The sequence below is a fragment of the Sphingopyxis sp. FD7 genome, from assembly GCF_003609835.1.
Lineage (GTDB): Bacteria > Pseudomonadota > Alphaproteobacteria > Sphingomonadales > Sphingomonadaceae > Sphingopyxis.
Map to the genome: position 1 here is coordinate 1,803,795 of NZ_AP017898.1, position 12,919 is coordinate 1,816,713.

The window sequence follows — 12,919 nt, forward strand, 5'->3', positions numbered from 1 at the left end:
TTCCTCAACCCGCCGGATAGTTCGGCGCCTCGCGCGTGATCGCGACGTCGTGGACATGGCTTTCGCGCAGGCCCGCGTTGGTGATGCGCACGAACTTCGCGCGTTCGCGCAGATCCTTGAGCGTGCGGCTGCCCGTATAGCCCATCGCCGCCTTCACGCCGCCGACAAGCTGATGGATCACGTCTTTCGCGGGGCCCTTGAACGGCACCTGCCCCTCGATCCCTTCGGGGACCAGCTTCATCTGGTCCTTGATGTCCTGCTGGAAATAGCGGTCGGCCGAGCCGCGCGCCATCGCGCCGACGCTGCCCATGCCGCGATAGCTTTTATAGGTGCGCCCCTGGAACAGGAAGGTCTCGCCGGGCGCCTCGGCGGTCCCCGCGAGCAGCGAGCCGACCATCACGCTCGACGCGCCGGCCGCCAAGGCCTTGGCGATGTCGCCCGAGGTGCGCAGTCCGCCATCGGCGATCACCGGCACGCCGAGCTTCGCCGCCGCCTCGACGCTGTCGAGGATCGCGGTCAGCTGCGGCACGCCGACCCCCGCGACGACGCGCGTGGTGCAGATCGAGCCCGGACCGATGCCCACCTTTACGCCGTCGGCGCCCGCGTCGATCAGCGCCCTGGTCGCGTCGCCGGTTGCGACATTGCCCGCGAGCACCTGCACGCGGTTCGACAATTTCTTGATGCGTTCGACGGTCTGGCCGACGCCCTTGCTGTGGCCGTGCGCGGTATCGACGACGATCAGGTCGCATTCGGCATCGAGCAGCGCCTCGGCGCGCTCGACCCCGCTGTCGCCGGTGTTGGTCGCCGCCGCGACGCGCAGGCGGCCGCTGGCATCCTTTGTCGCGTCGGGGAAATTGACCGCCTTTTCCATGTCCTTGACGGTGATGAGGCCGATGCAGTGATAATCGTCGTCGACGACGAGCAGCTTTTCGATGCGCCGCTGGTGAAGCAGCCTTCGCGCCTCGTCCTGGCCGACGCCGGGACGCACGGTCGCCAGATTATCGGCGGTCATCAACTCGCGCACCGGCTGGCCCGGATTGTCGGCGAAACGCACATCGCGGTGGGTCAGGATGCCGACAAGCCTGCCACCCGTTTCGACGACGGGAATGCCCGAAATCCGATGCTGCGCCATAAGCGCTTTCGCCTCGGACAGCGGCGCGTCGGGTCCGATGGTAATCGGGTTGACGATCATACCGCTCTCGAACCGCTTGACCTGCCGCACGGCAGCCGCCTGTTCCTCGATCGTCAGATTGCGGTGGAGGACGCCAATGCCGCCGATCTGTGCCATCAGGATCGCCATGTCGGCCTCGGTCACCGTGTCCATCGCCGACGACAGGATGGGAATGTTGAGGCCGATCTCACCGGTCAGCTGCGTCGCCAGATTGGCATCCGACGGCAATATGTCCGAGGCGCCGGGCACCAGCAGCACATCGTCAAAGGTCAGGCCGGTGATGATTTCCATGGGTCGCCACTTTCTGCTGCAAGGCGGTGCCCGTGTCCCGCTTGATCGGGGCCGGCACGCGCGAATCATTTGGTGGCGGCCCATGTAACCAGTCGCGCCCGCGCGCGCCAGTGGGCGGCGACCGATTATTTCGCGCGGCCGTCGGCGCTGGGGGCGCGCTTGGTGACAGGCGCTTCGGGAAGACGGATGTAACCGGTTGCATTGGTTCCGGCGTCCCGTTAGACCCATGGCATAACATAGTTTCGGTGAAGAGGATATCTGCATGGACGTGCCGAATCAGGCGTCCGCCCGGCCCGGCGGGCGATCGACCGCGATGGCGGCCTTTGCGGCGGTAACCGTCCTCTTCTTTGCCTGGGGCTTCATCACCTCGCTGATCGACCCGCTCGTCGCGGCCGTGAAGGGCATTTTCACGCTCAGCGATGCCGAGGCGCAATTGTCGGCCTTTGCCTTTTTCATCGCCTATGGCGTGATGTCCTTTCCAGCGGCCGCGCTGATCGCGCGCTTCCATTCGGTGCCCTCGATCCTGACCGCGCTGGCGACGATGGCTGCGGGCTGCCTCGTGATGCTCGCCGCCGCAAACCTCGCCGTCTATCCGCTCGTGCTCGCGGGATTGTTCATGCTGGCCGCCGGCATCACGATCCTCCAGGTCGCGGCGAACCCGCTCGCGACCGCACTCGGCGATCCGCGGCGGAGTCATTTCCGCCTGACGTTCAGCCAGACCTTCAACAGCTTCGGCACCTTCCTCGGGCCGCTGGTCGGCGCGCACCTGTTCCTCGAAGGCGTCGAGGTGAAGGAAGGCAGCGTCGTGACCGACGCCGCGCGCGCGCAGGCGCTCGCGGGCATCGACAGCGCCTATTTCTGGATCTGCGGGCTGATCCTCGCGCTCCTCATATTTTTCTGGGTCAGCCGCCGGATCGTCGATGCCGCCGTCCCGCCTGCCCCCGTCGGCGCGCGCGCGGGCATGGGCGAACTGGTCAGCGAGGCCTTCGCGTCGCGCTGGGCCTGTCTCGGCGCGCTTGCGATCTTCCTCTATGTCGGCGCCGAGGTCGCGATCGGCACGCAGATGGCGTGGTTCCTCAACAGCGACGCGATCTGGGGCCGGTCCGACGCCGCCTTTGGTGTGCCGCTGCTCGGCTTCGCAATGGGCAGCGACGGCCTCCCCGGCGTGTCGTTGCAGGAAGCAGGCAAGGCGGTCGCCTTCTATTGGGGCGGCGCGATGGTCGGGCGCGCGATCGGATCCATATTGCTCGCGCGCGTGTCGGCGGCGAAGCTGCTGCTTGTCTTTACCGCCGCGGCGTTCCTCATGTGCCTTTATGTCGTGCTCGTCGGCGGGGTCGGCGCGGGTTTCGTCGCGTTGGGAATCGGCCTGTTCAACTCGGTGATGTTTCCGGTGATCTTCTCGCTGACGCTCGAACGTTCGACCGCGCGCGCCGAGGCGACGTCGGGGCTGCTCTGCACCGCGATCATCGGCGGCGCGATCATCCCCTGGCTCGTCGGGCATCTGTCGGAAGCGACCGATTATGGCACGGCGGTCCTGCTGCCGGCGATATGCTATGCCGCGCTCTGCGTCTTCGCGCTCGCCGCGGCGCGAACGCCCGCGCGCCAGGCAAGCGCCGGCGCGACAGTCCACTGAACGGCGGCGCGGGCAGGGGCGAAGGCATGGCGGGACTGACGATCGAGACCGCACGCAAGCGCTTCGGTTCCACCGAGGTGCTGAAAGGCGTATCGATCGAGGTCGCCGACGGTGAGTTCGCGGTGATCGTCGGCCCGTCGGGCTGCGGCAAGTCGACACTGTTGCGCGCGGTGGCGGGGCTGGAGGAGCTGGACGGCGGGCGGGTCGTTATCGGCGATCGCGACGTGACCCGCCTTGCCCCGTCGGAGCGCGGCATCGCGATGGTGTTTCAATCCTATGCGCTCTATCCGCACCTCAGCGTCCGCGAAAATATGGCGTTCGGGCTGCGGATCGCGAAAGTCGACAAGGCCGAAATCGCGCAGCGGGTGCAGCGCGCCGCGCAGATCCTGAATATCGAAGGATTGCTCGACCGCAAGCCCGCGGCGCTGTCGGGCGGGCAGCGGCAGCGCGTCGCGATCGGCCGCGCGATCGTCCGCCAGCCGCAGATTTTCCTGTTCGACGAGCCGCTCTCGAACCTCGACGCCGACCTGCGCGTGCGGATGCGCTACGAGTTCGCCAGGCTGCATCGCCAGCTCGGCACGACGACGCTCTATGTCACCCACGACCAGGTCGAGGCGATGACGCTGGCCGACCGCATCGTCGTGCTGCGCGACGGGCGGATCGAACAGGTCGGCAGCCCGCGGATGCTTTACGAGCGCCCGGCCAATATCTTCGTCGCGCAGTTTCTGGGGACGCCGCGGATGAACATCCTGCCCGCGACGATGGCGGACGACGGGCGCGCCGCGCTCGCCGACGGACGCCGTATCGCCCTTCCCGCGCTCGCGGCGCCGCTGCCGGCGGGGACGCCGCTGTCGGTCGGCATCCGGCCCGAACATGTCCGGATCGGCGACGCTCCCGACGCGCTGGCGTTCACGATCGGTTTCATCGAGCGCCTCGGCGGCCTGGCAACGGTGCATTTGCAGAGCGCGGCGGGCGGCGGGCCCATCGCGTGCCAGCGTCGCGACGACGGCAGCCTCCGCGAAGGTTCGAGCGCTCCCGTGCGTCTGCCGACCGAACATCTCCACCTCTTCGACCCGTCGGGCACGGCTATCGAAACGCGGAGGGAACGGCCTTGATCTTGGGCATTGTAACCGGTTACTCTTTGCAGCTTTCCGTAATGCTCGCGGGGCGGGGCCCGCGAGTCGCAGGCGCGGCGCGGCGCAATGCAAGCGAAAGGGGGGTCTCGGCATGGCCACTTTGAGAGACGTCGCCCGCGAAGCCGGGGTCTCGGTCGCGACCGCTTCGCGCGCCATCAACGGGCTCGGCAATGTCACCGCGCCGACGCGCGCGGCGGTGATGGCAGCGGTCAAGAAGCTCAACTTCGTTCCGCACAGCGGCGCGCGCAGCCTGACGCGGCGCAAAACCGACACCGTCGGCGTCATCCTGCCCGACCTGTTCGGCGAATTCTTTTCCGAAATCATTCGCGGCATCGACCTTGTCGCGCATGAATCGGGGATGCACCTGCTGCTCGGCAACATGCACGGCAGCACGCACGAGACGGCGGCGGCGATCGCGGCGATGCGCGGGCGCGTCGACGGGCTGCTGGTGATGCCGCCCGACCTGAAACCCGAATTGCTCGCCGACTATCTCGACCCCGCGCTGCCGACGGTGCTGCTCAACTATGACGCCGGGCCGCTCGACCTGCCCTTTGTCGCCGTCGACAATTACCAGGGCGCCTATCGGATGACCGAGGCGCTGTTGGCGCGCGGCGCGAAGCAGGTCGTCCATATCGCCGGCCCCAAGCATAATCGCGACGCGCGCGACCGTCAGCGCGGTTTCACCGATGCGATGGCGAAAATCGGCGGTGTCCGCACCCCCGCGATCCTGCCGGGCGATTTTTCCGAGGAAAGCGGCGCGCAGGCGGCGCGGCTGCTGGTGCAGGGCCAGTTGCCCGCCGACGCGGTGTTCGCGGCCAATGACCAGATGGCGGTCGGGCTGATCGCGGGCCTCGCCGAAGCGGGCAAATCGGTGCCGGGCGACGTCATGGTCGCGGGGTTCGACGATATTCCGCTCGCGCGCCACCTGAACCCGTCGCTGTCGACGATGCAGGTGCATATCGACCGGCTGGGATCGACCGCGATGATGCTGCTGCTGCGCATGTTGCGCGGCGAAACGCTGGGCGCGGCGAACGCGACGATTCTGACGCCGGAGCTGACCGTGCGGGGGACGACCGGCGGCCCGATCGCCGACGTCGTGGCGGGCGCCAAGCAGCCGTGATCCGCAAGGGCGCCCGATGCGGTTAGGACGACGCCAGCTAACGGGCGCGCTCGCGGCGTTGCCGCTGCTGCCGATGCTCGGCGGCTGCGGCGCACGGCGCGCCGATGCGCTGACCATCTGGGCGATGGGCAATGAAGGGGCGAATCTTCCTGCTTTGCTAAAGACGCTCGCGCTTCCCGCGGACCTGCCGCCGGTCGAGGTGCAGCCGCTGCCGTGGAGCGCGGCGCACGAGAAATTGCTCACCGGCTTCGCGGGCGGGTCGCTGCCCGCAATCGGCCAGGTCGGCAACAGCTGGATCGCCGAAATGGCGGCGATCGGCGCGATCGTCCCCCTGCCCGCCCCGGCCGCCGCGCTGCTCGACGATCAGTTCGCCGCGGTCGTCGAAACCAATCGGATCGCGGGCACCGCCTGGGCCGTGCCCTGGTATGTCGACACGCGGCTGCAATTTTACCGCAAGGACATGTTTGCGCGCGCCGGCTATGCCGCGCCGCCGCTCGCATGGGCCGAATGGAAGCGGGCGCTGCACCGCGTCAAGGCGCTCGCCGGTCCCGGCAATTACGCGGTGCTGCTGCCGCTCAACGAGTTCGAGCAGTTGCTGACCATCGCGCTGTCGGCGGGCGCGCGGCTTCTGCGCGACAAGGATGCGCGCGGCGCCTTTTCGGACCCCGAGTTCAAGGCGGCGCTCGCCTTCTACAAATCGCTGTTCGACGAAAAACTCGCGCCGCTCGCCTCGGCAGCACAGATTTCGAACATCTGGAACGAATTTGCGAAGGGCTATTTCAGCATCTTCACGTCGGGCCCGTGGACGATCGGCGACATGAAAAGCCGCCTCGCGCCCGATATGCAGGACAAATGGGGTACGGCGCCCAATCCCGGCCCCGACGGCCTCGGTTCGGCCGCGCCCGGCGGGTCGAGCCTGGTCGTTTTCGCCAATCACGCGGACAGCACCGCCGCGTGGGATATCGTCGCGCGCCTGCTTGCGCCGGGCGCTCAGCTCGAACTTCACCGGCTGACCGGCAATCTTCCGGCGCGGCGTTCGGTCTGGCGCGCGGCGGGACTTGCAAGCGACTCCATCGTCGCCCCTTTCGCCACGCAGCTCGACCGTGCGACCGCGCTGCCCAAAGTGCCCGAATGGGAGCGCATCGTCACCGAAATGCAGGTGGTCGCCGAACGCATGGTGCGCGGCGAGTTTGGCGTCGATGCCGCCGCGCGCGAAATCGACCGCCGCGCCGACCGCCTGCTCGAAAAAAGGCGCTGGATGCTCGACCGGGGACGCGCGCTGTGACCGGCGTGGGCCGCCCCCGCGAGGCGCGCGCCGGATGGGCGATGACCGCGCCGGCGCTCGCCGCGATCCTGGCCTTCTTCGTCATCCCGGCGATCGGCTCGCTATTCCTCAGCTTCACCGATTTCGACATCTACGCGCTCGCCGACCTCGACAATCTGCGCTTCGTCGGTTTCCAGAATTACGAAAGGCTGGTCGCCAATCCCCTGTTCTGGAAGGCGATGACGAACAGCTTGCTGTTCGTTGCGATCGGCACCCCCTTTATCGTCACTCTGTCGCTCTTCGCCGCGATGCTCATCAATTCGCGCTGGCTCAAATGGCGCCCGGTGTGGCGGGTTGCCTTGTTCGCGCCCTATGTGACGACGCTCGTGGCGACGGCGGTTGTGTGGCGCTATCTGCTCCACACGCGCTATGGTCTCGTCAACTATCTGCTCTCGCTGGTCGGGATCGCACCGGTCGACTGGCTGGGCAGCCCGACCGCATCGCTGCCCGCGATCCTGCTTTTCGTCGGCTGGAAGACCTTTGGCTATACCATGATCATCTTCCTCGCCGCGCTCCAGACGGTGCCGCGCGAACTCGACGAAGCGGCGCGGATCGAGGGCGCGGGATGGTTGACCCGGCTGCGCCACGTCACCCTGCCCGCGATCGCACCGACGGTGCTGCTCGTGTCGGTGCTGACCGTCGCGGCAATGTTCCAGCTCTTTGCCGAACCCTATGTGATGACGCAGGGTGGCCCCGCGCAGTCGACGGTGACGATCCTCTATTTCATGTATGAGGAAGGGTTCAAATGGTGGAACCTGGGATCGGGCGCGGCGGTCGCCTTCCTGCTGTTCCTCTGCATCCTCGCGGTGACGCTGGTGCAATTGCGGCTGGCCAGACGGAGCGCCGCGATATGAGCCTTCGCCGCTGGACCGTCACGCTGCTCGCGGCGCTCGTCGCGCTGCTCACCATCGCGCCGCTGCTCTGGATGCTGTCGGTCAGCTTCATGGCGCGCGGCGAGGCGGCGCAATTCCCCCCGCCGCTGCTTCCCGGCGATCCGACGCTCGACAATTATCGCGCCCTGTTCGGCTCCTTCGGCGTCGGGCGCTTCCTGCTCAACAGCCTGCTCGTCTCGACGCTCGCGACGCTGCTCGCGCTCCTCTTCACCATCCCCGCGGGCTATGCCTTCGCCAAGCTGCGCTTCAGGGGCCGCGACGCAACCTTCCGCCTGCTCGTCGCCGCGCTTGTCGTGCCGGGCCAGATCGGGATGCTGCCCCTTTTCCTCGAGCTCAAGGCGATGGGGCTGGTGAACAGCTATGCCGGTGCGCTGGTGCCGTGGCTCGCGGGCATTTTCGGCATCTTCCTCGTCCGCCAATACTGCCTGTCGATCCCCGACGAGATGCTCGAAGCGGCGCGCATCGACGGCGCGAGCGAGGCGCAGATCCTGCGGCGCATCGTGCTGCCGCTCCTCACCCCGATCATCGTCACGCTCGCGCTGTTCGTGTTTCTCGGCAGCTGGAACGATTTCATGTGGCCGCTGATCATCCTCGCTGATCAGGAGCTTTACACCCTCCCCGTCGCGCTCGCGGCGATGAGCCGCGAGCATGTGCAGGACAATGAGCTGATGATGGCCGGCGCCGTCGTCACCACCCTGCCCGTGCTCATCCTCTTTCTCGCCCTCCAGCGCTTCTATCTGAGCGGTCTCACCACCGGGAGCGTCAAGGGATGACCCGTTCAACCAAGGAAAGACGCATGACTTACTGGATCGCGGCCTTGCTCGGCCTCGTGCTCGCCGCTTCTCCCGCTGCCGCAAGGACAAAAGCCCCGCCGGTCGTCGAGGGCCAGACACCCCAGCCGCCGATCGCGTCGGACAATTATCCGTACCAGCTGTTCGTGCCACGGGGCTATCTGGCCGACAGGACGAAGCGTTATCCCCTGCTGATCTTTCTTCACGGGTCGGGCGAGCGCGGCGACGATGTGGCGAAGGTCAAGGTCCATGGTCCGCCGAAGATCGCCGACCGCGACGCCGGCTTTCCTTTCCTGACCGTTTCGCCGCTGCTCGGCGCCGGTCAGGACTGGGACATTGCCAGGCTCGACCGCCTGGTCGATCATATCACCGCGACCTATCGCGTCGATCCGGCGCGGATTTACCTGACGGGGCTCAGCCGCGGCGGCCATGCGAGCTGGCGCTGGGCGATCGCGCAGCCGCTCCGCTTTGCCGCGGTCGCCCCCGTCGCGGGGCGCGGCAATCCCGGCGAGGCGTGCCGGTTGATGGACCTCCCCGTCTGGGCCTTCCACGGCGACCGCGACGATGTCGTGATACCCGAAGGCAGCTTCGCCATGGCCCGCGCGATCCGCGCCTGCGGCGGGCGCAAGGTGCGGCTGACCATCTATCCCGACCTCGGCCACAATGCCTGGGATCCCGCCTATGACGACCCGGCGCTTTACGCCTGGCTGCTCGAACATGCGCTCCCCTCTCCGACGATCACGAACAAGGACAAATAATGACGCAGACCATCTTCCCCGACGATTTCCTGTGGGGCGCCGCCACCGCCGCCTATCAGATCGAAGGATCGCCGCTCGCCGATGGCGCCGGGCCAAGCATCTGGCAGCGTTTCAGCCATGATCCGCGGCTGATGGCGGCCAGGGGCGACACCGGTGACATCGCGTGCGACCATTATAACCGGATGCCCGCCGACGTCGCGCTGATGAAGGAACTGGGGCTTCAGGCCTATCGCTTCAGCGTCAATTGGGGCCGCATATTGCCGCAAGGCACCGGACGCGTGAACGAACCGGGGCTCGATTTCTACGAGCGGCTGGTCGACGAACTGCTCAAGCATGACATCGAACCGCTGCTGACGCTCCACCATTGGGATCTGCCCGCGGCGCTCGATGACCGCGGCGGCTGGCTCAACCGCGACAGCGCCGACTGGTTCGCCGACTATGCCGCGATCATGTATCGCCGCCTCGACGGGCGCGTGAAGAAATGGGTGACGCTGAACGAACCCTGGGTGATCACCGACGGCGGCTACCTTCACGGCGCGCTCGCGCCCGGCCATCGCAACATGTTCGAGGCGCCGATCGCCAGCCACAATCTGATGCGCGCGCACGGCGCGGCGGTGCGGGCCTATCGCAGCGAGGGCGCGCACGAAATCGGCCTCGTCGTCAACATCGAACCCAAATATCCGGCGAGCGACAGCCCCGAGGACGTGGCGGCGACGGCGCGCGCGCACGCTTATATGAACCGCCAGTATCTCGATCCCGCGCTGAAGGGCAGCTATCCGGCCGAACTCGCCGAAATCTTCGGCGAAGCCTGGCCCCAGTGGCCTGCCGAGGATATGCAGGCCATCTGCCAGCCGGTCGATTTCATCGGCATCAATTACTACACCCGCAACGTCGTCCGCGCCGACCCGAACCAATGGCCGCTCGGCGCCTCGCCCGTCCGCCAGGATGCGACGCACACGACGACCGACTGGGAGGTATATCCGCCCGCGCTCACCGACATGCTCCTCTGGTTCCGCGACACCTATGGCGACATCCCCGTCTATATCACCGAAAATGGCGCGGCCTTTTACGACCCGCCCAAGGCCGGTCCCGACGGTGTCGACGATCCGCTGCGCTGCGACTATCTGCGCACGCATATTTCGGCGATCGGCGACGCGATCCGCCAGGGCGTCGACGTGCGCGGCTATATGGCCTGGTCGTTGCTCGATAATCTCGAATGGTCATTGGGCTTTTCCAAGCGCTTCGGGATCGTTCACGTCGATTATGAGACGCAGGTGCGCACACCCAAGCGCAGCGCGCGCTATTATTCGAGCGTCATCCGCACGAACGGCGGGAACCTCGGCTGATGCGCGGGCTGGCGCTGCTGCTCGCTCTCGCGCTTGCGCTTCCGGCGGCGGCAAGGGAGCGCGCCGACCGGTTCAGCGCGATGACCTATAATATCCGGCTCGACCTCGCCTCCGATGGCGACAACGCCTGGCCGCACCGGCGCGGCGCGGTCACCGCGCTCATCGCCTATCATGCCCCCGATCTCATCGGGATGCAGGAGGTGCTGCTGCATCAGAAGCAGGCGGTCGAGGCCGACCTGCCCGGCTATCGCTTCGTCGGCGTCGCGCGCGACGATGGCCGGGAACGGGGCGAGTTTTCGCCGCTCGGTTTCCGCCGCGACCGGTTTGCGCTCGTCGCATCGGGCACCTTCTGGCTGTCGCCCACGCCCGGCGTCCCGAGCAGAGGCTGGGACGCCGCCTTGCCGCGCATCGCGAGCTGGGCGCGGCTGAAGGACAAGCGCTCGCGGCTGACGCTGCTCGCCGTGAATACGCATTTCGATCATGTCGGGACCGAGGCGCGCCTTGAAAGCGCGCGGCAGCTCCGCCGCTGGATCGGCGCGAACCGCCGACGCGGTGAAACGGTGGTGCTCATGGGCGATTTCAACAGTCCGCTTGAAAGCCCGCCGCACAAGGCGATCACCGACCCGGCCGTCGGCCCCGACGCGTTGCCCGACACGCTGGCGATCAGCCGCACTCCGCATTTCGGGCCGCTCGGCACCTTCACCGGCTTCAAGATCGAGAAGAACGATCCGAGCCCGATCGACCATATCTTCGTGAACAAGGGCACGGCGGTGCTGCGCCACGCGACACTGACGCAGCAGACGGGCGGCAAGCTGCCGTCGGACCATTATCCGGTGCTCGCCGACCTGTGCGTCGGCGAGGGTTGCTGACGATGGTGCGCTGAACGACAGCTTCGCTCGCCACTATTCGACCTTGTCCAGCCAGCCGCCGGTGAAGCCGATGCGTTTCAGGCCGCGGATGATGTGCGGATTTCTGCGCATCACCTTCCACACCAGCCCGCTGCGGTGATTTTCCATCATCGCGAGGATCGGGCCCTGATCGATCCCGATATAGTCACGCGCGACCCAGCCCTTTTGCGCGTCGACCTCGCCCGACCTCGATCCGAAATCGGTGAAGGTGAAACTGGGGTTGATCGCGTCCTTGAAGCCATAGCGCGCGTAGAGGCGCGGCCCGAACTCGGTCCGCATCGCCATCAGCGCCGGAATCGTCACTTCGGGCGCAAAGGGGATCGAGCCGCCCGCCGCGGTCGGGACGATCGTGCCGTCGTCGACGACGCGGATCGCGCTGACGCCGCGCGCCATATAGCCGTTGAAGTCGCGCGGGATGCCGTTGACGCGATATTGCCCCTTGGAATAGCCGGGGCCGTCCGAAGCGGTCCACCCCCAGATGTCGGCGCTATAGCCCGTCCAACCGTTCGGATTGTCGGCGCCATAGGCGCGCTGCGCCAGCGTGGCGCGGCGGCTGTTCTCGAAATAGTCGATATTCTTGCCGCGCATGAACGCATCGCGGATGCCGCGGAAATCGACCCAGACATGGCTGTACTGATGCCCGAACAACGGCTCGAACTGGAGATGCTCCTGCCCGTAATAGCTGCCCCAGTCCTTTTCGAGGTCGGCCGCCCAGCCCTTGTCCCACGCATCCTTGCCGACGGGATGGGTCGGCGACCCCAGCGCCAGGATATAGACGAGCATCCCCTCATTATAACCGACCCAGTCATGCGTCCCGAAATCGCCGCCTTCGCCGCGTTCGGGATACCAGCCCATCGCGATCGCTTTCTGTCCGCCGCCATTGGCCGATGGAATCCGGCTCCGCTCGCGCTGAACGAAGGTCCAGTCGACGCGGCCATATATCTTTTCCGCAAGGTCGCGGATCTCGGCCTCGACCGGCGTATCGCGATCATAATAGCTTTGCGCGAACAGCACGCCGCCGAGCAGCAGCGCCGTGTCGACCGTCGACAGCTCGGTCTTGCCGCGCCGCGTGCCGTCCTCATTGTTCAGGAAATGATAGAAAAACCCCTTGTGCCCCGTCATGCCGGTGACGGCGGGGCCTTGCGGCGCGGTCCAGTAGAAGCGCAGGCAGTCGCGCGTGCGCTCGGCCGCGGCCTCGCGCGTGACATAGCCGCGCTCGGCGCCGATGCCATAGGCCGTCAGCGCGAAGCCCGTCGCCGCGATCGACGAAAAGGGATTGCTCGGCCAGCGATCGGGCGCGAGGCAGCGCTGGGTGTCGGTGGTGTCCCAGAAATAGCGGAAGGTCCGCCGGGTCAGATCTTCGGAAAAAGCCGCCTCGCTCATCGGCGCGAGCGCCTGGGGTGCGGATGGCCCCGAAGCGGACGGCGCAGGGGTCGCGGTGCAAGCGGCGGTCAGCGCCACCAGGGGCAGGAGCGATGCCCCGATACGAAAAGACATTCGATACTCCACAAAAGATGACGCCCGGCCGGCGGGAGGGGGTGCAGGCCG

Annotated in this window: 11 protein-coding genes; 9 read left to right on the forward strand and 2 right to left on the reverse strand. The window is 67.0% G+C overall.

The features are described from left to right. Positions 1 to 4: 4 nt before the first annotated feature. The gene (gene guaB / locus SPYCA_RS08460; protein ID WP_120219785.1) at positions 5 to 1,462 is read right to left on the reverse strand and encodes an IMP dehydrogenase; all 1,458 of its coding nucleotides are present in this window, start codon (positions 1,460 to 1,462) and stop codon (positions 5 to 7) included. Between the two features lie 262 nt (positions 1,463 to 1,724). Between guaB and SPYCA_RS08465 the strand changes: the two genes are divergently transcribed. The 9 genes from SPYCA_RS08465 to SPYCA_RS08505 all read left to right on the forward strand — a co-directional run bounded on the left by SPYCA_RS08465 (position 1,725) and on the right by SPYCA_RS08505 (position 11,332). Further along, positions 1,725 to 3,095 (forward strand): MFS transporter, encoded by a 1,371-nt coding sequence (locus SPYCA_RS08465; protein WP_232003608.1) that lies wholly within the window; start codon positions 1,725 to 1,727, stop codon positions 3,093 to 3,095. Positions 3,096 to 3,121: 26 nt separating this feature from the next. Next, a complete protein-coding gene (locus SPYCA_RS08470) occupies positions 3,122 to 4,210 on the forward strand; it encodes an ABC transporter ATP-binding protein (protein ID WP_120219786.1) in 1,089 nt (362 codons plus the stop codon). Between the two features lie 112 nt (positions 4,211 to 4,322). Next, positions 4,323 to 5,351, forward strand: a complete 1,029-nt coding sequence (locus SPYCA_RS08475) for a LacI family DNA-binding transcriptional regulator (RefSeq protein ID WP_120219787.1) — start codon at positions 4,323 to 4,325, stop codon at positions 5,349 to 5,351. Positions 5,352 to 5,367: 16 nt separating this feature from the next. Beyond that, a complete protein-coding gene (locus tag SPYCA_RS08480) occupies positions 5,368 to 6,636 on the forward strand; it encodes an extracellular solute-binding protein (RefSeq protein WP_120219788.1) in 1,269 nt (422 codons plus the stop codon). Then, positions 6,633 to 7,529, forward strand: a complete 897-nt coding sequence (locus tag SPYCA_RS08485; RefSeq protein ID WP_232003610.1) for a carbohydrate ABC transporter permease — start codon at positions 6,633 to 6,635, stop codon at positions 7,527 to 7,529. Before SPYCA_RS08480 ends, SPYCA_RS08485 begins: the two co-directional genes overlap by 4 nt. Continuing rightward, on the forward strand, positions 7,526 to 8,341 hold the full coding sequence (locus SPYCA_RS08490) for a carbohydrate ABC transporter permease (RefSeq protein ID WP_120219789.1): 816 nt from the start codon (positions 7,526 to 7,528) through the stop codon (positions 8,339 to 8,341). The genes SPYCA_RS08485 and SPYCA_RS08490 overlap by 4 nt, the downstream gene beginning before the upstream one ends. Before the next feature lie 23 nt (positions 8,342 to 8,364). Beyond that, positions 8,365 to 9,117, forward strand: coding sequence for a PHB depolymerase family esterase (locus SPYCA_RS08495; RefSeq protein WP_172595018.1), 753 nt, complete (start codon positions 8,365 to 8,367; stop codon positions 9,115 to 9,117). Beyond that, positions 9,117 to 10,463, forward strand: a complete 1,347-nt coding sequence (locus SPYCA_RS08500; RefSeq protein ID WP_120219791.1) for a GH1 family beta-glucosidase — start codon at positions 9,117 to 9,119, stop codon at positions 10,461 to 10,463. The genes SPYCA_RS08495 and SPYCA_RS08500 overlap by 1 nt, the downstream gene beginning before the upstream one ends. After that, on the forward strand, positions 10,463 to 11,332 hold the full coding sequence (locus SPYCA_RS08505) for an endonuclease/exonuclease/phosphatase family protein (protein ID WP_120219792.1): 870 nt from the start codon (positions 10,463 to 10,465) through the stop codon (positions 11,330 to 11,332). Before SPYCA_RS08500 ends, SPYCA_RS08505 begins: the two co-directional genes overlap by 1 nt. 33 nt (positions 11,333 to 11,365) lie before the next feature. On the opposite strand, the gene SPYCA_RS08510 is transcribed toward SPYCA_RS08505, so the two are convergent. Then, on the reverse strand, positions 11,366 to 12,868 hold the full coding sequence (locus SPYCA_RS08510; RefSeq protein ID WP_120219793.1) for a glucoamylase family protein: 1,503 nt from the start codon (positions 12,866 to 12,868) through the stop codon (positions 11,366 to 11,368). Positions 12,869 to 12,919 lie beyond the last annotated feature (51 nt).

What these genes read in the sequence shown, in the direction of transcription:
- SPYCA_RS08500 (WP_120219791.1), top strand. Translation starts at nt 9,117, where the DNA reads ATGACGCAGACCATCTTCCCCGACGATTTCCTGTGGGGCGCCGCCACC.
- SPYCA_RS08505 (WP_120219792.1), top strand. Translation starts at nt 10,463, where the DNA reads ATGCGCGGGCTGGCGCTGCTGCTCGCTCTCGCGCTTGCGCTTCCGGCG.
- SPYCA_RS08475 (WP_120219787.1), top strand. Translation starts at nt 4,323, where the DNA reads ATGGCCACTTTGAGAGACGTCGCCCGCGAAGCCGGGGTCTCGGTCGCG.
- SPYCA_RS08480 (WP_120219788.1), top strand. Translation starts at nt 5,368, where the DNA reads ATGCGGTTAGGACGACGCCAGCTAACGGGCGCGCTCGCGGCGTTGCCG.
- SPYCA_RS08470 (WP_120219786.1), top strand. Translation starts at nt 3,122, where the DNA reads ATGGCGGGACTGACGATCGAGACCGCACGCAAGCGCTTCGGTTCCACC.
- SPYCA_RS08490 (WP_120219789.1), top strand. Translation starts at nt 7,526, where the DNA reads ATGAGCCTTCGCCGCTGGACCGTCACGCTGCTCGCGGCGCTCGTCGCG.
- SPYCA_RS08465 (WP_232003608.1), top strand. Translation starts at nt 1,725, where the DNA reads ATGGACGTGCCGAATCAGGCGTCCGCCCGGCCCGGCGGGCGATCGACC.
- guaB (WP_120219785.1), bottom strand. Translation starts at nt 1,462, where the DNA reads ATGGAAATCATCACCGGCCTGACCTTTGACGATGTGCTGCTGGTGCCC.
- SPYCA_RS08495 (WP_172595018.1), top strand. Translation starts at nt 8,365, where the DNA reads ATGACTTACTGGATCGCGGCCTTGCTCGGCCTCGTGCTCGCCGCTTCT.
- SPYCA_RS08510 (WP_120219793.1), bottom strand. Translation starts at nt 12,868, where the DNA reads ATGTCTTTTCGTATCGGGGCATCGCTCCTGCCCCTGGTGGCGCTGACC.